Here is a 19,191-nt window from a genome sequence, read left to right as displayed (position 1 = left end):
TTCGAGCGTTTTCGAAGCATCCTTGCCGTGGATAGGCCAGTATCGGCCCGGAAGCAGCCACGGAAGAATGCCATGTCGAACACCGCCAGATTTGCCGAAATCGCCGCTCTGGCCGGAGATCCCGGCCGCGCCAGCATGCTCACGGGCCTGATGGATGGACGGGCGCTGACCGCGGGCGAACTGGCGCAGCTTGCAGGGATTACGGCGCAGACGGCCAGCAGCCATCTCACGCGCATGACGGAGGCCGGGCTTCTGCAGGTGGAAAAGCAGGGCAGGCACCGCTATCACCGGCTGGCATCACCAGCGGTTGCGCAAATGATCGAAAGCATCATGCAGATTGCAACACCCGGCACACCCAGCAAGACCGTGCGCACCGGGCCGCGCGATGCCGCATTGCGGGCCGGGCGCACCTGCTATGACCACCTGGCGGGAAAGCTCGGTGTGTCGATCACCGATGCGCTCGTCGGGGCCGGGCATCTGGAACTCGGGCTCGATGCGGGTGAACTGACGGATAGCGGCCTGTCGCTTTTCGACAGGCTGGGCATGGATGTCGGTTCGATCCATCAGAAGAAGGGGCGCATCCTGTGCCGCCCCTGTCTTGACTGGAGCGAGCGGCGCCCGCATCTGGCCGGTGCCATCGGCGCCGCATTGTGCAGCCACTGCTTCGACAAGGGGTGGATCCGGCGCGTTGACGGCACGCGCGCCGTATCCGTGACGCCGAATGGCCAGCGGCATCTGCGTGAAGCCCTCGGCGTCAACCTGGTGTAGATCGGGATTAAGAGGTGCGTGGTTCGACAAGCTCACCATGAGGGAAGTGGTTTGGCTGCAAGGCTACTAGGAAGCATTGCAGGATTAGCTCCCTGCAACCTACTCCATCCCTCATGGTGAGCTTGTCGAACCACGCACCATATGGCAGGGCAGCCTTCGATGTGCTGCCCTTAACGCTGTCTAGACGTGCTTGGTGATCCCGCCATCCACGCGAATGTTCTGCCCGGTGATGTAGCCCGCATCGTCCGACAGCAGGAACGCGGTTGTCTTGGCGATCTCGTTCATGGTGCCGAGGCGCTTCATCGGGATACCGCTCTCGGTGCCCGGCTTATGATCGAGGCTGTCGATAAAGCCTGGCAGCACCGCATTCATGCGGATATTGTCGGCGGCGTAGCGATCCGCGTAGAGTTTTGTATAGGCGCCGACGGCGGCGCGATAGGCGCAGGACACCGGGAAGACGAGACTTGGCTCGAAGGCGGCAAAGGTGGTGATGTTCACCCAGGCGCCTTTGCCCTGCTTCAGCATATAGGGTGTGACGAGCCGCGCCATGCGCACGACGCTCAGCACCATCAGATCATTGCCAAGCGCCCATTTCTCGTCGGTGATGTCGATGAGGTCACCCTTCGGCGGATGGCCCGTATGGTTGACCACGGCGTCGATGCGCCCATAGGCTTCCGCTGTCCTGGCGACGAGCGTTTCCAGATCCTTGGCTTCTCCAGCCGAACCCTTGATGCCGATTGCACCCAATTCCGCTGCCAGCTCGATGGCGCTGCCGGATGGCGACATCAGGCCGAGCCGGTAGCCTCTGGCGTGCAGCTCGCGGGCGATGCCTGCGCCCATGCCGCGTCCGCCGCCGGTGATGATTGCTACGGGTGATTGTGAGGTCTCAGTCATGCGAAATCCTGTCGATGTCGTTTGGGTGCGGCGGAGCATGTTGGAATAAAACCGGCGGCGCAAACGAATTCCGCCCGGCATATCAGTCAAAATTTTTGAACCGGGATCAGGTTTTGAATCAGAAACTCTCTTGAAATCACTGATATTGTGGTGAAAGATGGCGGCATGATCCGTCGTTCGAATATCGTGATGCTGTACACCGCACTCCTTTTCAGGGGTGGTGGAGAGCTGTTGCGCTGACGTCGACGCGATCTTTCACCAGACCCTGCCACGAGGCGAGCAGGGTCTGACCTTCGCTCTCCTCGAACAAACGGAGAGCAAGATGCAAGACCAACCTTTATCACCACCCCACGATAGCGCATTCTCGATCCGGGCGGCGCGTGTTGCCGATTTTGAACAGATCAACGCATTGACCAATTTACCCGGTTTTCGTGCCGGTACGCTGCGTTTGCCCTTTCAAAGTGCGGAGCAGACCCGCAAATGGCTCGAAAGTCTGGGCGCGGGGACGACAAGCATCGTAGCCGAGATCGATCAGCAGATCGTTGGCCACGCGGGCCTGCATCGCTCCGATGGCAGGCGGGCCCATACGGCGCATCTCGGGCTCGGCGTGCATGACGCTTTCACCGGGCGCGGCATCGGCAAGGCGCTGCTGCTTGCCCTGATCGATGCGGCGGACAACTGGCTCAACATCCGGCGCCTGGAATTGACGGTCCATGCCGACAATGTCAAAGCCATCGGTCTCTACGAAAAATGCGGCTTCGAGCGGGAAGGCGTGCACCGGGATTATGCCTTCAAGAACGGGCGATTTGTCGATGCCCTGGCCATGGCGCGGCTACGGCTGATTTAGCCGTTTGCTTTCCATATTTTGCCGTATTCGATGCTATATTTCGCTACATTTCCAACGGGGACCTGATTCCATGATCAAGAAGTTTGCCATCGGCTGTCTTGCCGCGACGTTTTTGGCCGGTTGCACCACCACCGATCCCTATACCGGCGAGCAAAAAATATCGAATACGGCCGGTGGCGCGGCAATCGGCGCAGCGGTTGGCGCGCTGGGTGGTCTCGCCGTTGGCGGCGGTGGCAAATCCGGCCGCAACGCGGCGCTGATCGGTGCCGGTATCGGCGCCTTGGCCGGCGGTGCCGTCGGCAATTACATGGACCGCCAGGAATCGGAACTTCGGGCCCAGCTGCAGGGCACCGGCGTATCGGTGACCCGTAACGGCGACCAGATCATCCTGAACATGCCGTCAAACATCACGTTCGCCACTGATCAGGATGCGGTGAAGCCGCAGTTCTTTGCTACGCTGAATTCGGTTGCAGTGGTGCTGCGCAAGTTCGACCGGAGCATCATCGATGTCTATGGCCATACGGACAATGTCGGCGGCCAGCAGTACAACCAGCTCCTGTCCGAGCGCCGGGCCCTGTCCGTTTCGAACTACCTGACCCAGCAGGGCATCGACAACCGGCGTTTCTCCGTTCGCGGCTTGGGCATGGACCGGCCGATTGCTTCCAACAATTCGGAAGCCGGCCGGTCGCAGAATCGCCGCGTCGAACTGCAGATTTCGCCGCTTACCTGACCAGTGTCAGCGCGACAGCAATGCGCGCTGCAAGGCGTGCATTGTTTTCCACCAGGGCGATATTCGCCTTCAGGCTTTCGCCCTTGGTGATGTCGAGAATTTCCGAAAGAAGATATGGCGTTACGGCCTTGCCCGTGATGCCATTTTTTGTGGCGCGCGACAGGGCTTCACGGATGTATCCGCCCATGATGTCGGCCGGAATTTCGCTTTCCAGCGGAATCGGGTTGGCGATCAGCATGCCGCCGTTGACGCCGATGGCGCTGCGCGTTGCCTGGAACCTGGCGATGGCTTCCGGCGTGTCGAGACGCAAGGGGGCCTTGAGATGCGACTGGCGCGACCAGAAGGCCGGCAGAACATCCGCTCCATGCACCACAACGGGTACGCCTTTGGTTTCAAGCACTTCCAGCGTCTTTTCAATATCCAGAATCGCTTTGGCGCCCGCCGAGACGACGATCACCGGGGTGCGGCCCAATTCTTCCAGATCGGCCGATATGTCGAAACTGGTCTCCGCGCCCATGTGCACGCCGCCGATGCCGCCCGTGGCAAACACCTTGATGCCGGCCATGTGTGCGGCCAGCATGGTGGCGGCAACGGTGGTGCCGCCGGTGCGGCCTTCCGACAGCGCAAACGCCAGATCGGCGCGCGACAGCTTCATGGCGCCCTTGACCTGCGCCAGCGCCTCGCGTTCCTCAGCCGAAATGCCGATCTTCAGGCGGCCATCGATAATGGCGATGGTTGCCGGGACGGCGCCGCCATCGCGGATGATCGTCTCGACATCGGCGGCCATGCGGCTGTTGTCCGGGTAGGGCATGCCGTGGGTGATGATCGTGCTTTCCAGCGCCACCACCGGCTGCCCGGCGGCAAGTGCTTTCTGCACCTCCGGTGCAATGTCGGTGAACGGGTTGAGGGCTGTTGTGGTCATGGTTCTTTCCTTTGTCGTATCAGGCCGTTGGCTCATGCGAGCGGGATGGCCTCCGGTATGGTCGCGAGGGCCGCGTCGAAAATCCTGGATGTGAAGATCGGCGTTGCCGAATGGGTTTGCAGTGTCAGCGCCGAGGCGGCAAAGCCTTCGCGCACGGCTTGCGCGAGGGGAAGGCCGCGCATCAGCGCCGATATGGTGCCGCCGGCCAGCGCATCACCCGCGCCGGTCACATCGGCAATACCGGTCAGCGCGGGCGGAAGCAGGGAGAATGCACCGCCGCTGGAATAGACCAGCGCAGCCTGCCCGCCATTGCTGACAACGGCAGTGTGCAGACCCTCTGCCGTCAGGGCACGGTGCAGATCGGGCAGGCTGGCATCGGCGCCCAGTCCCGTCAGCGCAAAGGCTTCACGCCGGTTGAGGAACAGGCAGGCGAGATCGCCGAGAACCGGCCGCAACCGCACCGCCTTGGCCGGGGAAATCGCCAGCGCATAGAGCGGTTTGCCGCCGGCAAGCTCCGCCAGTTTCTGCAACGCTTCCGACGGCAGATTGGCATCGCCGAAAACCGCATCGGCGGCATCGATGGAATCGCGCACCTTGCGCCGCCTGAGCTGCCGGGGCAGGGCGAGTTCATACAGCGCCATGTCGGCAATGGCCGCAACCACATCGCCCTGTTCATCGAGGATCGCCGTATAGCTCGGGGTTGCCCGGTCGATGAACACGGCGGAACTGTCCTTGATTCCGGCGGCCTCAAAGGCGGTGGCGATGACATCGCCAACCCGGTCGCCGCCGCGCACCGACAGCATTTCAGCCCGTACCCCGCGCCGCACGGCAAGGCGCAAAGCATTGAACACGCCGCCGCCGGGCTCTTCGCGCATGATGCCGGGGTTGGACGCGCCGGGAATGAAGGGAACGCTGCTCTGGCCGCGCCGGTCCATATGGGCGCCGCCGACAGCAAACAGCAGCGGTGTGTAATCCTGAGTCATGGTTGGTGGCTTTTGCTGAACAAAATGATCGGTTGCAAGACACTTGGTCCTTTCCTTCTCTAGATGGCCTGCTGGCCTGACGCAATCGCCGCAACGATTCGAATTTGCCGGCCGCGGTTTTCCCGTTCATGCGGCCCGAACATGAGGAACATGTGGACAAGCGCAGGCAGCCAACTTCCGGAACATTTTAAGAACATTTTTGTGTTATTATTGTTTTTCAATGGTTTGTGCATATTGCCAAATGAGAACAAAACAGATACAAATATCTTCAAAGGCCGGAGCATCCGGGCTTCATGGATAGCACAGGGGTGGTGTAACATGGCTCAAAATTCTTTGCGGTTAGTTGAGGGTAATTCGGTGGATAAAACGAAAGCGCTGGATGCGGCATTGTCACAGATCGAGAGAGCCTTTGGTAAGGGTTCGATCATGCGGCTTGGACGCAATGAGCAGGTTGTGGAAATTGAGACGGTTTCGACCGGGTCGCTTTCCCTGGATATAGCCCTTGGCGTTGGCGGTCTGCCGAAAGGCCGCATTGTCGAGATTTACGGGCCGGAAAGCTCGGGTAAGACAACCTTGGCGCTGCATACGATTGCGGAAGCCCAGAAGAAGGGCGGCATCTGCGCCTTTGTCGATGCGGAACATGCGCTGGACCCGGTCTATGCCCGCAAGCTGGGCGTGGATCTGGAGAACCTTCTGATCTCGCAGCCCGATACGGGCGAGCAGGCGCTGGAGATCACCGACACGCTGGTGCGTTCCGGTGCGATCGATGTTCTGGTGGTCGATTCCGTTGCCGCTTTGACCCCGCGTGCGGAAATCGAAGGCGAGATGGGCGATTCTCTCCCCGGCCTGCAGGCCCGCCTGATGAGCCAGGCGCTGCGCAAGCTGACCGCATCCATTTCCCGTTCCAACTGCATGGTCATCTTCATCAACCAGATCCGCATGAAGATCGGCGTGATGTTCGGTTCGCCTGAAACCACGACGGGCGGCAATGCGCTGAAATTCTATGCTTCGGTGCGTCTCGATATCCGCCGCATCGGTGCGCTGAAGGAACGTGACGAGGTGGTCGGCAACCAGACCCGCGTCAAGGTGGTCAAGAACAAGCTTGCGCCGCCCTTCAAGCAGGTCGAATTCGACATCATGTATGGCGAAGGCGTTTCCAAGACCGGCGAACTGGTCGATCTCGGCGTCAAGGCGGGTATCGTTGAAAAGTCGGGTTCGTGGTTCTCCTACAATTCCCAGCGTCTGGGGCAGGGCCGCGACAATGCAAAACTCTTCCTCAAGGACAATCCAGAAGTCGCCAATGAGATCGAGCTGGTCCTGCGCCAGAATGCCGGTCTGATTGCCGAGCAGATGCTGGACAAGGGCCCGGACGATGTCGAGGACAATGACGGACCCGAGGCCGCCGAAGGCTGATCTCCCAGGACGGACCGTTCCGGTCTGCAATTCAAACCCGTATCCGGCTGCCGGATGCGGGTTTTCTTTTAAAATGCTCTCACGCTGTAAGACCGTCTTTCATATTGGGGCTAACTTCTCTCATGCTGAGCTTGTCGAAGCACGCACAACCGCTCTGCGTGCTTCGACAAGCTCAGCATGAGGGAGAGCATACGCATTCGAAGACTGTGCTGTTCATAAGCGGAGCCTATTATCACAGGGATTTTCTGGACAGGCCGCGGTCGCATCGCTACAAGCGTTGCGTTCCGCCCTTTGTTGCAGAAAGGGGCTATTTCGCTTTGGTTAGAGACAAGTCAGAAGGCAATGCACATGAGTGGCGTCAACGAAATCCGGTCGACATTTCTGAACTATTTCAAGAAGAACGGCCATGAGATCGTGGCGTCGAGCCCGCTGGTGCCGCGCAACGACCCGACGCTGATGTTCACCAATGCCGGCATGGTGCAGTTCAAGAATGTTTTCACCGGTCTGGAGCAGCGGCCCTACAGCCGGGCCACGACGTCGCAGAAATGCGTGCGCGCCGGCGGCAAGCACAATGACCTGGACAATGTCGGCTATACCGCCCGCCATCACACCTTCTTTGAAATGCTCGGCAATTTCTCCTTCGGCGATTACTTCAAGGAAGAGGCGATCAGCCTCGCCTGGAACCTGATCACCAAGGAATATGGCCTCGACAGGAACAAGCTGCTCGTCACCGTCTATCATACGGACGATGCGGCTGCCGGATTCTGGAAGAAGATTGCCGGCCTGTCCGATGACCGCATCATCCGTATCGCCACCAGCGACAATTTCTGGGCGATGGGCGATACCGGCCCGTGCGGCCCGTGCTCGGAAATTTTCTACGACCATGGCGAAGACATCTGGGGCGGCCCTCCCGGCAGCGCCAACGAGGATGGCGACCGCTTCATCGAGATCTGGAACCTTGTGTTCATGCAGTTCGAGCAGATCACCAAGGAGGAGCGCATCGAGTTGCCGCGTCCGTCGATTGATACGGGCATGGGGCTGGAGCGCCTGGCGGCGGTGCTGCAGGGCGAACATGACAATTACGATATCGACCTGTTCCGGGCGCTTATCCGCGCGTCGGAAGATGCGACCGGCGTCAAGGCGGAAGGAAAATTCCGCGCCAGCCACCGGGTGATCGCCGATCATTTGCGCTCATCGAGCTTCCTGATTGCCGATGGCGTGCTGCCGTCGAATGAAGGCCGCGGCTATGTGCTGCGCCGCATCATGCGCCGCGCCATGCGTCATGCGCAGCTGCTGGGTGCCAAGGAGCCGCTGATGTGGCGCCTGTTGCCGGCACTGATCCGCGAGATGGGCCAGGCCTATCCGGAACTGATCCGCGCGGAATCGCTGATTTCCGAAACGCTGAAGCTCGAGGAAACCCGGTTCCGCAAGACACTGGACCGCGGCCTCGGCCTGCTGAGCGATGCCACGGAAGGTCTTGGCGAAGGCGATCGGCTCGACGGCGAAACCGCGTTCAAGCTCTATGACACCTTCGGTTTCCCGCTGGATCTCACCCAGGATGCGCTGCGCCAGCGCGGTATCGCTGTCGATACCGATGCTTTTGCGGCGGCGATGGAGCGGCAGAAGGCGGAAGCCCGCGCCCATTGGTCCGGTTCGGGCGATGCAGCGACAGAAACGGTCTGGTTCGCGGTGCGCGACAAGGTCGGCGCTACCGAATTCCTCGGCTACGAGACGGAAAAGGCCGAAGGCGTCATCACCGCGCTGGTGCAGGACGGTGCGCAGGTGGATAGCGCTGGGGAAGGCGAGGCCATTGCCCTCGTGGTCAACCAGACACCGTTCTATGCCGAGTCCGGCGGCCAGCAGGGCGATACCGGCATCATTTCCGGTGACGGCTTCACCGTTGTTGTCACCGACACGCAGAAGAAGAATGACGGCGTGTTCGTGCATCTGGGCAAGGTGCTCAAGGGCACGGTGAAGCTGGATGTTCCGGTGGAGCTGACGGTCGACAGCGGGCGCCGCACGCGTATCCGCTCCAATCACTCGGCGACGCATCTGCTGCATGAGGCGCTGCGCGAAACCCTTGGCACCCATGTCGCGCAGAAGGGCTCGCTCGTTGCGCCGGATCGCCTGCGTTTCGATTTTTCCCATCCGAAGCCGATTTCGGACAAGGAACTGGCCGTCATCGAAGACCTCGCCAATGAAATCGTCCTGCAGAACGCACCGGTCAGCACCCGCCTGATGGCGGTTGACGATGCCATCGCGGAAGGCGCCATGGCGCTGTTCGGTGAGAAGTATGGCGATGAAGTGCGCGTGGTTTCCATGGGAACGGCGCTGCATGGCGAGAAATCGGGCAAGAGCTATTCGACGGAACTGTGCGGCGGCACGCATGTGCGCGCCACCGGCGATATCGGCCTGATCCGCATTGTCTCGGAAAGCGCCGTGGCGGCGGGTGTGCGCCGCATGGAGGCGCTGACCGGCGAAGCCGCGCGCCGCTACCTCGAAGAACAGGACGACCGGGTCAAGGCGATTGCCGGTGCGTTGAAGTCCACGCCTGCCGACGCGCTGGCGCGTGTGACGGCGCTGCTGGATGAGCGCCGCAAGCTGGAACGCGAACTCACCGAGGCGCGCAAGCAATTGGCGCTTGGCGGCTCCGGCAATGGCGCCGCGCAGTCCGAAACGGTCAATGGTGTCGGCTTCATCGGCAAGGTGGTCACCGGCGTCAATCCGCGTGACCTGAAGCCGCTGGCCGACGATGCCAAGAAGACCGTCGGCTCCGGCATCGTGACGTTCATCGGCGTCTCGGAAGACGGCAAGGCCAGCGCGGTCGTCGGCGTCACCGACGATCTCGTCGGCACGTTCAGCGCCGTCGATCTGGTCAAGATCGCGTCCGCCGCGCTCGGCGGTGCCGGCGGCGGCGGCCGTCCCGATATGGCGCAGGCCGGCGGTCCCGACGGCTCCAAGGCCGAGGCTGCCGTGGCTGCCGTGCGCGACGCGCTCGCCGGCTGACACCAGGCATCGTATTTCCGGCTGCAGCGTGATGCGGCCGGAAATGCCACCCGCTCATACTAATTGCTGGGTGGGCAAGAGATTGATTTTCCGGTATTTTTGCTGCATCGCAATTTTGTTTCGCATTTTCAAAAACTGTTTTTAGCAATTCATTTCGAGAACCGTCGTGAAGACAATATTGGCTCTTCTGTTCGCCGCGGTGCTGCTTGTTTCCTGCCAGACCTCGCGGGTCGTCAAGGATGTTCACATGCGCAGCGATACGGCCTTCGGGCCGGATGTCCTGGCCTATCTGGATCTGTTCATGTCGCTGAACGCGCAGCCCTACTATTCGACCACCGTGGGATATGGATTCAAGACGCTTTATACCGGCCAGGGCAAAAGTCACCTCTCCCAGGCCTGGAGCTATGGCCGGCAGATGCGGTTCGAAAGGGGAGTGAGCAGACGGGCGGCCTGTTTCTTTCGGCCTTGCCTGCCCACACGCGAGGAAACCGGCGTGGTGGCCATGGATGAGGCCGATTTTGTTGCCGCGGCCACGAAGGGGCTCGACTTTGAACTGGCGGGCAAGGCCGGGAAAATTGTCGGCAGGATTCCGGCCCATGCCTTCCGCAGGGTATTGGATCTCAAATCGAGCATGAAGCTGCCGTCCACGGCCGCAAACAGTGCGCCACCGGCAAAAGCGCAGGCGCCTGCCGACGAGGACACGAATATTGACGACGACTAGTGCCGCGTAAACCTCGGCTTGCGGTATCGCTTGGTGCAGTAAACAGGAGGCGATTTCGGCGGATGGGCAGCGAGGGATGGGGAGATTAGGAGATCGGCTGATCAGGATAACGGCGAAAGAAACTGCGGGATAGCCGGATGATCGGATGAGGAATCCGGCAAGCCGGAGATTCTGTGAAAAGGGCTTCCGGATCGGCAAACCGCAGGGAGAGGGACCCGCCGGGAAAGCTGGGGAGAGGAACGAACCTGTCGGAAGGCCAGGCGATCAAAGAAAAGCCCCGGCGAACCGGGGCTTGTGTTGTTCGATGGCGATGCCTGATCAGGCAGCCCCAGATCAGGCAGCCATGGCCTTGCGCAGGTTCTCGTCGATCTTGTCGAGGAAACCCGTGGTGGACAGCCAGGGCTGGTCCGGACCGATCAGCAGCGCCAGATCCTTGGTCATGTAACCGGATTCAACCGTATCGACGCAGACCTTTTCCAGCGTGTTGGCAAAGCGGTCGAGTTCGGTATTGCCGTCGAGCTTGGCGCGGTGGGCAAGGCCACGCGTCCAGGCGAAGATCGAGGCGATGGAGTTGGTCGAGGTTTCCTCGCCCTTCTGGTGCTGGCGGTAGTGACGTGTCACGGTGCCGTGGGCGGCTTCCGCTTCCACCGTCTGGCCATCCGGCGTCATCAGCACGGAGGTCATCAGGCCGAGCGAGCCAAAGCCCTGTGCCACGATGTCGGACTGCACGTCGCCGTCATAGTTCTTGCAGGCCCAGACATAGCCGCCGGACCACTTCAGCGCCGAGGCAACCATGTCATCGATCAGGCGATGCTCATAGGTGATCTTCTTCTCGGCGAACTTGTCCTTGAACTCGGCGTCGAACACGTCCTGGAAAATGTCTTTGAAGCGGCCGTCATAGGCCTTGAGGATGGTGTTCTTGGTCGACAGATAGCAGGGGACGCCGCGGTTATAGGCATAGTTGAGCGAGGCGCGGGCAAAGTCGCGGATGGAATCATCCAGATTGTACATGGCCATGGCAACGCCGGCGCTTGGCGCATCATAGACGTCATGTTCGATGGTCTTGCCATCTTCGCCGACAAACTTGATCGACAGCTTGCCCTTGCCGGGGAACCGGAAATCGGTGGCGCGGTACTGATCGCCGAAGGCATGGCGGCCAACGATGATCGGCTGGGTCCAGCCGGGAACCAGACGGGGAACGTTCTTGGCAATGATCGGTTCGCGGAAGATAACGCCGCCGAGAATGTTGCGGATCGTGCCGTTGGGCGACTTCCACATCTTCTTCAGGCCGAATTCCTCAACGCGCTGCTCGTCCGGCGTGATGGTGGCGCACTTGACGCCGACGCCATACTGCTTGATTGCATTCGCCGCATCGATGGTCACCTGATCGTCGGTCGCATCGCGATGTTCGATACCCAGATCGTAATACTTCAGGTCGATGTCGAGATAGGGATGGATCAGCTTGTCTTTGATATACTGCCAGATGATGCGGGTCATCTCGTCGCCGTCAAGTTCGACGACCGGGTTTGCAACCTTGATCTTTGCCATGAATAATCAGCCTCTTTATTACTGGTCTGGGAATGCCAGCATCGGTTTTCATTGAGGGTTCGCGCCCCTATAGCACTCGCAAACCAGAACGCAAAGACTGGCTTTAAGTGTTTAATCGCAATCTTGGCGGAATATGAGCCGGGCATAGGCCCGATGCACGATTGCCCGCTGAAAAAACGCGTTGTATGAGGGCGGCATTCACAATGGATTGATCATGGCAGGTACAGACAGACAGCGCACACTCATTGCCGAAGGGCCGGCGATCATCCTGGTCGAGCCGCAATTGCCGGAGAATATCGGCATGGTGGCGCGGGCCATGGCCAATTTCGGGCTGGCGGAACTGCGCCTCGTCAAGCCGCGCGAGGAATTTCCCAACGACAAGGCACGCTCCGCCGCAAGCCGTGCCGACCACATCATCGACGGGGCGAAGGTCTATGACGATCTGCCGTCGGCTATCGAGGATCTGCATTTCGTCTACGCGACGACGGCGCGGGAACGCGATGCCTTCAAGCAGGTGCGCGGACCCGTCGAGGCGGGGCAGACACTGCGCCAGCGCTTCAACCGGGGCGAGAAAACCGGGATTCTTTTCGGGCGTGAGCGCTTCGGCCTCAATAATGACGAAGTCAGCCTCGCCGATGAGCTGGTGACATTTCCGGTCAACCCGGCATTTTCGTCGCTGAACATCGCACAGGCGGTTTTGCTCATGTCCTATGAGTGGATGAAGTCAGGGTTGGAGAAGGAAACGGACACGGCCTTTCGTGGTCCCGAACTCGAGCCCGCGCCGAAGGAACAGCTGCAGGGCTTTTTCAACCATCTGGAAGACGCGCTGCAGGCGCGCGGCTATTTCCGGCCCATGGCGCGCAAGGAAATCATGGTCAACAATCTGCGCGGCGTGCTGACCCGTGCCGGTTTTTCCGACTCGGAACTGAAGCTGTTGCGCGGTGTCGTTGTCTCGCTGGATTATTTCAGCCCGAAGACGCCGCGCGGCTCCGGTGCACCGGAAGGGCGCAAGCGGGAAAAGCCGGCGGCCAGGAAAACGGCCGCCAAGCCAGCGGGACGCGAGGACATACCAGGCGATGAATGACACAGCGGACCGGCCGATCATTGCGTTTGACAGCGGCATTGGCGGCTTGACCGTCCTGCGCGAGGCGCGGGTGCTGATCCCCGACCGGCGCTTTGTCTATATCGCCGACGATGCCGGTTTCCCCTATGGCGACTGGGATGAAGAGCCGCTGCGCGCCCGCATTCTCGGCCTGTTCGAGGGCTTCATTGCCACATACGATCCGGAGATCGTGATCATTCCCTGCAATACGGCGTCAACGCTGGTGCTGGATGATCTGCGCCGGGCCTTTCCGGCGGTGCCTTTTGTCGGCACTGTTCCCGCCATCAAACCGGCGGCAGAGCGCACCTCGTCCGGCCTCATCACCGTTCTGGCAACGCCGGGCACCGTCAAGCGCGCCTATACGCGTGATCTCATCCAATCCTTCGCCACGAAATGCCATGTGCGGCTGGTCGGCAGCCAGAACCTGGCGCGCATGGCGGAAGCGCATATACGCGGCGATCATCTCGACGATGCGGCGATAGAGGCGGAAATCGCGCCGTGCTTTGTCGAAATGGATGGCAAGCGCACCGATATCGTCGTTCTGGCCTGCACGCATTATCCGTTTCTGGCCAATGTGTTCCGTCGCCTTGCGCCGTGGCCGGTGGATTGGCTCGATCCGGCCGAAGCGATCGCCCGCCGCGCCTTGTCGCTGCTCAAGCCAAACGGTGCGGGCAGCGAACCGGAGCATGGCGACGACATCGCCGTGTTCACCTCGGGCAATCCCGACTTTTCCACCCGGCGCCTGATGCAGGGTTTCGGGCTCGCCATGGCTTGATTTTCAGTGAACGGCGGGACCGAAGCCCCGCCGGCATTGGCTCTAAGCCAATGCCGTTTCTTCCGCCTTCACGGGCTGGCCAAGCTCCTTGCGGATGACCGGGGCAACCTTTGTTCCGAACAGTTCGATGGCCTTCAGCGTGTTCCCGTGCGGCAGGCTGCCCAGATCGATCTGCAGCAGGAAGCGATCATGCTTGAAGTAGCTGTGCTGCAGCATGATCTTGTCGATGACTTCCTGCGGTGAGCCGACCAGAAGGGCACCGCGCGGCGTGCGGCCTGCTTCGAACTGCGCCCGGTTGCTTGGCGGCCAGCCGCGTTCGCGGCCGATCTTGTTCATCACCACCTCGTAGGACGGCCAGTAGCCATCCGCTGCGGCCTGCGATGTCTCGGCGACATAGCCATGCGAGTTGATGCTGACCTTCAGCGTCTCCGGCGCATGACCGGCCTTTGCCCCGGCTTCACGGTAGAGATCGACCAGCGGAGCAAAGCGATGCGGTTCGCCGCCGATGATGGCAATGGCGAGCGGCAGGCCGAGCGTGCCCGCGCGGATGACCGAAGCGGGGGTGCCGCCAACGGCAATCCATACGGGCAGCGGGTTTTGCAGCGGGCGCGGATAAACGCCGAGATTGCTGATTGGCGCACGCAGATTGCCTTTCCAGGTCACGCGTTCGCTGGCACGCAGTTTCAACAGGAGATCGAGCTTTTCCGTGAATAGCTCGTCGTAGTCGTTGAGGTCATAGCCGAACAGGGGGAAGGACTCGATGAACGAGCCGCGCCCCGCCATGATTTCCGCACGGCCCGAGGAGATCAGGTCGAGCGTCGCATATTCTTGGAACACGCGAACCGGGTCTTCCGAGCTCAAGACGGTCACGGCGCTGGTCAGCCGGATGTTCTTGGTGCGTGCAGCACCCGCTGCCAGAACCACGGCGGGCGTGGAAATGACGAAATCCGGGCGGTGATGCTCGCCGATCCCGAACACGTCGAGGCCAACCTGATCCGCCAGCTCCATCTCTTCCAGCAGGTTCTGCATGCGCTGGTGCGCATCGATGGCAACGCCGCTCGTCGGGTCAGGGCTCATGCCCGCAAATGTATAGATGCCGAGTTCCATGATCTTCACCTTCATGTCTTGTGTTGCTGCTTAGGTAAGCACAGCCCGGTTGCTTGTGAAGAACGCACATTGGGGTTGCCGAGGCACCAAAAGGAAACCGCCCCGGATGGGGCGGCTGTGTGGTCATGCCATCAGGTATCAGTATCCGACGGTGAAACGCTGCCTGACGTGTTTTGGCGTCCCGGCTTCATCGAGAATGGCGACGGCAAGGTCAGCCACGCTGACGGTGCTGTGGCCTTCGGCGTTGACCACGGGATTGTCCCTGCCAAGCCGGTAGGTGCCGGTGCGTGGGCCAGGCACGAGGGCGAATGGCGGAGAGACAAAGCTCCAGTCCAGACCGTTTTCCGTCTTCAGGTCGTTCAGGGCCTGACGGGCACCGAGGGCGCCTTCACGGTATTCGGCAGGAAAATCAGGGCCATCGACAAATTGCTTGCCTTCCTGATTCAACAGGCTGCCGGCGCCGCCGACGACGATCAGGCGCTTGACGCCCGCCTGCTTGGCGGCCTCGGTGATTGCCTTGCTCGCCTTGATATGAATGGCCTGAATATCAGGCTCGCCCCAGCCCGGATTGTAGGCCGAGAGTACGATGTCGTGGCCCTTCAGCTTTTCAGTGAGGTCGGCGACATCGAGCACATCCGCCTTGACGGCCTTGACGCCCTCGCGCTTTTCAACCTTGTCGGCATTGCGAACGAGCGCTGTCACGCTATGGCCGCGCGAGACAGCTTCCGGCAGAAGTTCCTTGCCAATGAAGCCGGTGGCGCCGATCAGTGCGATTTTCATTTTGATCTCCTGGGTGCTTGGGTACGGTTTGTTTTCTGGTTACTATTGATAACCATCTATGCTAGAAGTCGCTTCCTGTGAAGAACGCACTTTTTCCGTTTCAGGGAACACGGAAGTAACCGGCCTGGAGACACTGGAGATTTTATCCGATGAGTATACATGCGAAACCCGATGGCGATGTGCCTCTGCTGTCAACCTCGGCCGCGATGGTCGCCGACAGTGCAGGCAGATGCCCGATGCGGGAAGTACTCGACATTGTCGGCGACAGCTGGAGCCTTCTGGTGATCATCAATCTTCAGGACGGTCCGCGCCGCTTCAATGTGCTGCGCCGCATGGTGGAGGGGATTTCGCAGCGCATGCTGACGGTCACGCTGCGTTCGCTGGAGCGTGACGGTTTGGTATTGCGCACCGTCAAGCCGACATCGCCGCCGGAGGTCACCTATGCGCTGACCCCGATCGGCCATTCGATTGCCGTTCCCATCGGTGCCCTGGGCGACTGGGCGGTGAAAAATCGTGATCATTTGCGGCAAGCCCGCACGGTTTTCGACGAGGCGCAGCAGAGCTAGAGGGCAGTTAAACCCGTGCGTGGTTCGCCCTTCGACAAGCTCAGGAAGCTCACCATGAGGGAGAGTGTGGATTGCAGGGAGTTATTTCTGCAATGTTCGCGATTGGCGTTGCAACGCACTTTTTCCCTCATGGTGAGCTTGTCGAACCACGCATAGTGTTTTTGCAGATTGCTATCCCCGAACCCTCCCGCCGCTACTGGCAGATGCGCGCCTTGCATGCCTTGCCGTGGCAGCCGAGATCAAGATGCAGATTGCCCTGATGCGCGGCGTCACCCTCCGGTCCGATCACCGTCATGAACCGCTCGCAGCTCGTCTTGTGGATCGAGCGCCAGAAGTCCTGTTCTTCCGGCGTGCCTTTCCAGCCGGAGCCGAGTTCCGTGGTTTTGCCGTTGGTGAACTTGAATGAAACGATATCGAGCGCATTGGCAAAAGCGTGTTCCGATACGCGGCCCTTATTGCCGTTGTTGACCTTGCGGCACTGGTAGTCGGAACCGGTTGCAATGCTTGCGATCCCGGCGCCGAAGGATGCCTGTGCGGCTTTCTCCACATCGCCGATCCAGCCGGCGAGCGTTCCGGCCATGGTGCAGTTGGTGGTGATGGGTGCGGCAAACTTTACAGGATTGTCCTTGCCGATGGCGGTGATCCTGAGCGGCGAGCGTTCGCCGCAGGTGCCTTCGGCAAGCGGCGGGACGATTTCGCCCTGGACATCGCCGTTCATCAGCGCGGGACAGGCATTCTGGTATACCCGGTCGGGCGATGTTGCGGGATCGGCTTTCTCCGCCGTGTCCTCGTCATCCGGCTTTGAATCAGCCTTGGCATCCGCCGGACGATCCGGGCCAAACTGTTCCACCGGTTTTACCTCGGGCTTTTCTTCCGGTTTGGGCGCTTCTTGTGCAGGTTCGCTGCCCGGTTTGCTTTGCGGGACCGGTGGTGCGACGGGTAACGCGGGCCGGCTGGTCGCATTGTGATGCCGCCGCTGGCGCGCATCGGCAATGTCAGCCGTGCCGAGCAAAGCCGTTGTTGCAAAACATGCGGTGAGGGATAAAAGGATCAATGTCGAGCAGCGCGACTGCTGTAAGGATAGGGTCATTTCCGGCTCCACTCCTGTTAAGCGTCTAGCCTAACGTCTGATGCGCCGGATCGGTTTCAAACTTTATAAACCCGTGAAATGCGCCGTCTCGCTTGACATCGCGAAACCTTCACACTAGAAGCCACCCCAGCGCAGGGCTTAACAGCTCTGCGTTTCATTTGACGTGTCCCGTGAGTGATTTCGCAAAGCGTGCGTGAATCATTCTGTCAGTCTTCAAAAACAGGAGGCAGAGGAGGGCGCGTTTCCTTGAATCGGGGCGCAAGCTTCGATTTGTGTTTGGTTGAAAGGAAATGCGATGAGCAAGCGCGAATCGTCCAAGTACAAAATTGATCGCCGTATGGGCGAAAACATCTGGGGTCGTCCGAAGTCCCCGGTTAACCGTCGTGAATATGGTCCCGGCCAGCACGGCCAGCGCCGCAAGAGCAAGCTTTCCGATTTCGGCGTACAGCTGCGCGCCAAGCAGAAGCTCAAGGGCTTCTACGGCGACATCTCGGAAAAGCAGTTCCGCAAGACCTACGAAGAAGCCGCCCGCCGCAAGGGCGATACCGGCGAACAGCTGATCGGCCTGCTCGAGTCGCGCCTGGATGCAGTGGTGTACCGCGCCAAGTTCGTTCCGACGATCTTCGCTGCGCGCCAGTTCGTCAACCACGGCCACGTCAACGTCAACGGCCGCCGCGTCAACATCCAGTCCTACATCTGCAAGGCAGGTGACGTGATTGAAGTGCGCGAAAAGTCGAAGCAGCTCGTGATCGTTCTGGAAGCCGTTCAGCTTGCTGAGCGTGACGTTCCTGAATATCTCGAAGTTGATCACAACAAGATGGTTGCCAAGTACACCCGCGTTCCGGCCTTCTCCGATGTGCCATACGCCGTACAGATGGAACCGAACCTGGTTGTCGAATTCTATTCGCGTTAATCAGTTCTGAGTTTAAGAAAAGCCGCCCCGAGAAATCCGGGCGGCTTTTTTTGTCTTATCCCTTGCCGGAGCGCGCATGACCGATCTTCAGGATGTCGTCGACAGTGTCTATCAGGATCTTGCCAGCCGCATCGGCGAGGGCAAGCTGGCGGATTACATTCCGGAACTGGCCACGGTCGATCCGAAACAGTTCGGGCTGGCCCTGTGCACCGTCGATGGTCAGGTGCATACAGCAGGCGATGCGGATACGTCCTTTTCCATCCAGAGCATTTCCAAGGTGTTCACGCTGACGCTGGCGCTCGGCAAGATCGGCGACGGGTTGTGGAAGCGCGTGGGCCGCGAGCCCTCGGGCAATGCCTTCAATTCCATCGTCCAGCTGGAGCAGGAGAAGGGCAAGCCGCGCAATCCGTTCATCAATGCCGGAGCGATCGCCGTGGCCGATGTTGTCCTGGCCGGACACCTGCCGAAGGAGGCAATCGGCGAAATCGTCCAGTTCATCCGCTATCTCGCCGATGACGAGACCATCGCCATCGATCACGATGTGGCGCGGTCGGAGACCAATACGGGTTACCGCAATGTGGCGCTGGCCAATTTCATGCGCTCCTTCGGCAATCTCAACCATCCGGCCGAACACGTGCTCGGCGTCTACTTCCACCACTGCGCCATCGCCATGTCCTGCCGGCAACTGGCCCATGCGGGGCTGTATCTGGCCTCGGCTGGCCGCAATCCGCTGAGCGGCGGCAGTGTCGTGTCATCCGGCCGGGCACGCCGCATCAATGCGCTGATGCTGATGTGCGGGCACTATGACGGCTCGGGCGATTTCGCCTATCGCGTCGGCCTGCCCGGCAAGAGCGGCGTTGGCGGCGGTATTCTCGCCATTGCGCCCGGCAAGGCATCGATTGCCGCCTGGTCGCCGGGCCTGAACGAGAACGGCAATTCACTGCTTGGTTCGGCTGCACTGGAACTGCTGGCGCAAAGAACAGGCTGGTCGGTGTTCGGGCATTAGGGTGATTGAGCCGCAATCAT

Annotated in this window: 18 protein-coding genes; 11 read left to right on the top strand and 7 right to left on the bottom strand. The window is 60.5% G+C overall.

Features of this window, described 5'->3' with window-relative positions; translation table 11 throughout:
- Positions 1–72 precede the first annotated feature (72 nt).
- Positions 73–768: an ArsR/SmtB family transcription factor gene (locus AC1Q5O_RS08235; RefSeq protein WP_492562360.1), complete on the top strand. Its 696-nt coding sequence runs from the start codon at positions 73–75 to the stop codon at positions 766–768.
- 180 nt (positions 769–948) lie between these two features.
- Here AC1Q5O_RS08235 and AC1Q5O_RS08230 read toward each other — a convergent pair whose 3' ends face one another.
- Positions 949–1,662 carry an SDR family oxidoreductase gene (locus AC1Q5O_RS08230; protein ID WP_492562359.1) on the bottom strand — a complete coding sequence of 238 codons (714 nt, stop codon included), beginning with the start codon at positions 1,660–1,662 and terminating at the stop codon, positions 949–951.
- 322 nt (positions 1,663–1,984) lie between these two features.
- Here AC1Q5O_RS08230 and AC1Q5O_RS08225 point away from each other — a divergent pair, with 322 nt between their 5' ends.
- Positions 1,985–2,509 carry a GNAT family N-acetyltransferase gene (locus AC1Q5O_RS08225; protein ID WP_492562358.1) on the top strand — a complete coding sequence of 175 codons (525 nt, stop codon included), beginning with the start codon at positions 1,985–1,987 and terminating at the stop codon, positions 2,507–2,509.
- 70 nt (positions 2,510–2,579) lie between these two features.
- Positions 2,580–3,239: a YiaD family glycine zipper/OmpA-like lipoprotein gene (locus tag AC1Q5O_RS08220; RefSeq protein ID WP_403176163.1), complete on the top strand. Its 660-nt coding sequence runs from the start codon at positions 2,580–2,582 to the stop codon at positions 3,237–3,239.
- Here AC1Q5O_RS08220 and AC1Q5O_RS08215 read toward each other — a convergent pair.
- Positions 3,232–4,161 carry a pseudouridine-5'-phosphate glycosidase gene (locus AC1Q5O_RS08215; protein WP_223612954.1) on the bottom strand — a complete coding sequence of 310 codons (930 nt, stop codon included), beginning with the start codon at positions 4,159–4,161 and terminating at the stop codon, positions 3,232–3,234. The genes AC1Q5O_RS08220 and AC1Q5O_RS08215 overlap by 8 nt on opposite strands.
- 32 nt (positions 4,162–4,193) lie before the next feature.
- Complete coding sequence (locus AC1Q5O_RS08210) at positions 4,194–5,144, bottom strand: carbohydrate kinase family protein (protein WP_492562357.1); 951 nt, start codon at positions 5,142–5,144, stop codon at positions 4,194–4,196.
- Positions 5,145–5,462: 318 nt separating this feature from the next.
- On the opposite strand from AC1Q5O_RS08210, the gene recA reads away from it, so the two are divergent.
- The 3 genes from recA (at position 5,463) to AC1Q5O_RS08195 (ending at position 10,284) form a co-directional block, all read left to right on the top strand.
- Positions 5,463–6,557 carry a recombinase RecA gene (gene recA / locus AC1Q5O_RS08205; RefSeq protein WP_182549139.1) on the top strand — a complete coding sequence of 365 codons (1,095 nt, stop codon included), beginning with the start codon at positions 5,463–5,465 and terminating at the stop codon, positions 6,555–6,557.
- Positions 6,558–6,905: 348 nt separating this feature from the next.
- Positions 6,906–9,563, top strand: a complete 2,658-nt coding sequence (gene alaS, locus AC1Q5O_RS08200) for an alanine--tRNA ligase (protein WP_464660980.1) — start codon at positions 6,906–6,908, stop codon at positions 9,561–9,563.
- 166 nt (positions 9,564–9,729) lie between these two features.
- Positions 9,730–10,284, top strand: coding sequence for a hypothetical protein (locus tag AC1Q5O_RS08195; protein ID WP_492562356.1), 555 nt, complete (start codon positions 9,730–9,732; stop codon positions 10,282–10,284).
- 333 nt (positions 10,285–10,617) lie between these two features.
- On the opposite strand, the gene AC1Q5O_RS08190 is transcribed toward AC1Q5O_RS08195, so the two are convergent.
- Positions 10,618–11,832 carry an NADP-dependent isocitrate dehydrogenase gene (locus AC1Q5O_RS08190; protein WP_223612958.1) on the bottom strand — a complete coding sequence of 405 codons (1,215 nt, stop codon included), beginning with the start codon at positions 11,830–11,832 and terminating at the stop codon, positions 10,618–10,620.
- 214 nt (positions 11,833–12,046) lie between these two features.
- Between AC1Q5O_RS08190 and AC1Q5O_RS08185 the strand changes: the two genes are divergently transcribed.
- Both AC1Q5O_RS08185 and murI read left to right on the top strand, forming a co-directional pair.
- Entirely contained in the window at positions 12,047–12,916 is an 870-nt protein-coding gene (locus AC1Q5O_RS08185) for an RNA methyltransferase (protein ID WP_464660978.1), read from the top strand.
- Complete coding sequence (gene murI, locus AC1Q5O_RS08180; RefSeq protein WP_288192477.1) at positions 12,909–13,709, top strand: glutamate racemase; 801 nt, start codon at positions 12,909–12,911, stop codon at positions 13,707–13,709. The genes AC1Q5O_RS08185 and murI overlap by 8 nt, the downstream gene beginning before the upstream one ends.
- Before the next feature lie 42 nt (positions 13,710–13,751).
- Here murI and AC1Q5O_RS08175 read toward each other — a convergent pair whose 3' ends face one another.
- Both AC1Q5O_RS08175 and AC1Q5O_RS08170 read right to left on the bottom strand, forming a co-directional pair.
- Positions 13,752–14,816 carry an LLM class flavin-dependent oxidoreductase gene (locus AC1Q5O_RS08175; RefSeq protein ID WP_492563115.1) on the bottom strand — a complete coding sequence of 355 codons (1,065 nt, stop codon included), beginning with the start codon at positions 14,814–14,816 and terminating at the stop codon, positions 13,752–13,754.
- Between the two features lie 138 nt (positions 14,817–14,954).
- Complete coding sequence (locus AC1Q5O_RS08170) at positions 14,955–15,596, bottom strand: NAD(P)-dependent oxidoreductase (protein ID WP_492562355.1); 642 nt, start codon at positions 15,594–15,596, stop codon at positions 14,955–14,957.
- A 149-nt stretch (positions 15,597–15,745) separates the two neighbouring features.
- Here AC1Q5O_RS08170 and AC1Q5O_RS08165 point away from each other — a divergent pair, with 149 nt between their 5' ends.
- Complete coding sequence (locus AC1Q5O_RS08165; RefSeq protein ID WP_472460900.1) at positions 15,746–16,162, top strand: winged helix-turn-helix transcriptional regulator; 417 nt, start codon at positions 15,746–15,748, stop codon at positions 16,160–16,162.
- 193 nt (positions 16,163–16,355) lie between these two features.
- Here the strand turns inward: AC1Q5O_RS08165 and AC1Q5O_RS08160 are convergent, their stop codons facing one another.
- A complete protein-coding gene (locus AC1Q5O_RS08160; RefSeq protein WP_492562354.1) occupies positions 16,356–17,252 on the bottom strand; it encodes an extensin-like domain-containing protein in 897 nt (298 codons plus the stop codon).
- Positions 17,253–17,547: 295 nt separating this feature from the next.
- Here AC1Q5O_RS08160 and rpsD point away from each other — a divergent pair, with 295 nt between their 5' ends.
- Together rpsD and AC1Q5O_RS08150 are read left to right on the top strand one after the other, a co-directional pair.
- Positions 17,548–18,165: a 30S ribosomal protein S4 gene (rpsD, locus tag AC1Q5O_RS08155; protein ID WP_105732437.1), complete on the top strand. Its 618-nt coding sequence runs from the start codon at positions 17,548–17,550 to the stop codon at positions 18,163–18,165.
- Positions 18,166–18,241: 76 nt separating this feature from the next.
- The gene (locus AC1Q5O_RS08150; protein ID WP_346305292.1) at positions 18,242–19,171 is read left to right on the top strand and encodes a glutaminase; all 930 of its coding nucleotides are present in this window, start codon (positions 18,242–18,244) and stop codon (positions 19,169–19,171) included.
- The last annotated feature ends 20 nt before the right edge of the window (positions 19,172–19,191 follow it).

Source organism: Phyllobacterium sp. MT110 (genome assembly GCF_058792715.1).
The sequence above is the reverse complement of the archived record's forward strand: the minus strand, read 5'-3'. Positions and strand labels throughout refer to the sequence as shown.

Bases quoted from the DNA above. Each gene is read 5' to 3' on its own strand.
- AC1Q5O_RS08235 (WP_492562360.1), top strand. From the start codon at position 73: ATGTCGAACACCGCCAGATTTGCCGAAATCGCCGCTCTGGCCGGAGAT.
- AC1Q5O_RS08230 (WP_492562359.1), bottom strand. From the start codon at position 1,662: ATGACTGAGACCTCACAATCACCCGTAGCAATCATCACCGGCGGCGGA.
- AC1Q5O_RS08225 (WP_492562358.1), top strand. From the start codon at position 1,985: ATGCAAGACCAACCTTTATCACCACCCCACGATAGCGCATTCTCGATC.
- AC1Q5O_RS08220 (WP_403176163.1), top strand. From the start codon at position 2,580: ATGATCAAGAAGTTTGCCATCGGCTGTCTTGCCGCGACGTTTTTGGCC.
- AC1Q5O_RS08215 (WP_223612954.1), bottom strand. From the start codon at position 4,161: ATGACCACAACAGCCCTCAACCCGTTCACCGACATTGCACCGGAGGTG.
- AC1Q5O_RS08210 (WP_492562357.1), bottom strand. From the start codon at position 5,144: ATGACTCAGGATTACACACCGCTGCTGTTTGCTGTCGGCGGCGCCCAT.
- recA (WP_182549139.1), top strand. From the start codon at position 5,463: ATGGCTCAAAATTCTTTGCGGTTAGTTGAGGGTAATTCGGTGGATAAA.
- alaS (WP_464660980.1), top strand. From the start codon at position 6,906: ATGAGTGGCGTCAACGAAATCCGGTCGACATTTCTGAACTATTTCAAG.
- AC1Q5O_RS08190 (WP_223612958.1), bottom strand. From the start codon at position 11,832: ATGGCAAAGATCAAGGTTGCAAACCCGGTCGTCGAACTTGACGGCGAC.
- AC1Q5O_RS08185 (WP_464660978.1), top strand. From the start codon at position 12,047: ATGGCAGGTACAGACAGACAGCGCACACTCATTGCCGAAGGGCCGGCG.
- murI (WP_288192477.1), top strand. From the start codon at position 12,909: ATGAATGACACAGCGGACCGGCCGATCATTGCGTTTGACAGCGGCATT.
- AC1Q5O_RS08175 (WP_492563115.1), bottom strand. From the start codon at position 14,816: ATGGAACTCGGCATCTATACATTTGCGGGCATGAGCCCTGACCCGACG.
- AC1Q5O_RS08170 (WP_492562355.1), bottom strand. From the start codon at position 15,596: ATGAAAATCGCACTGATCGGCGCCACCGGCTTCATTGGCAAGGAACTT.
- AC1Q5O_RS08165 (WP_472460900.1), top strand. From the start codon at position 15,746: ATGAGTATACATGCGAAACCCGATGGCGATGTGCCTCTGCTGTCAACC.
- AC1Q5O_RS08160 (WP_492562354.1), bottom strand. From the start codon at position 17,252: ATGACCCTATCCTTACAGCAGTCGCGCTGCTCGACATTGATCCTTTTA.
- rpsD (WP_105732437.1), top strand. From the start codon at position 17,548: ATGAGCAAGCGCGAATCGTCCAAGTACAAAATTGATCGCCGTATGGGC.
- AC1Q5O_RS08150 (WP_346305292.1), top strand. From the start codon at position 18,242: ATGACCGATCTTCAGGATGTCGTCGACAGTGTCTATCAGGATCTTGCC.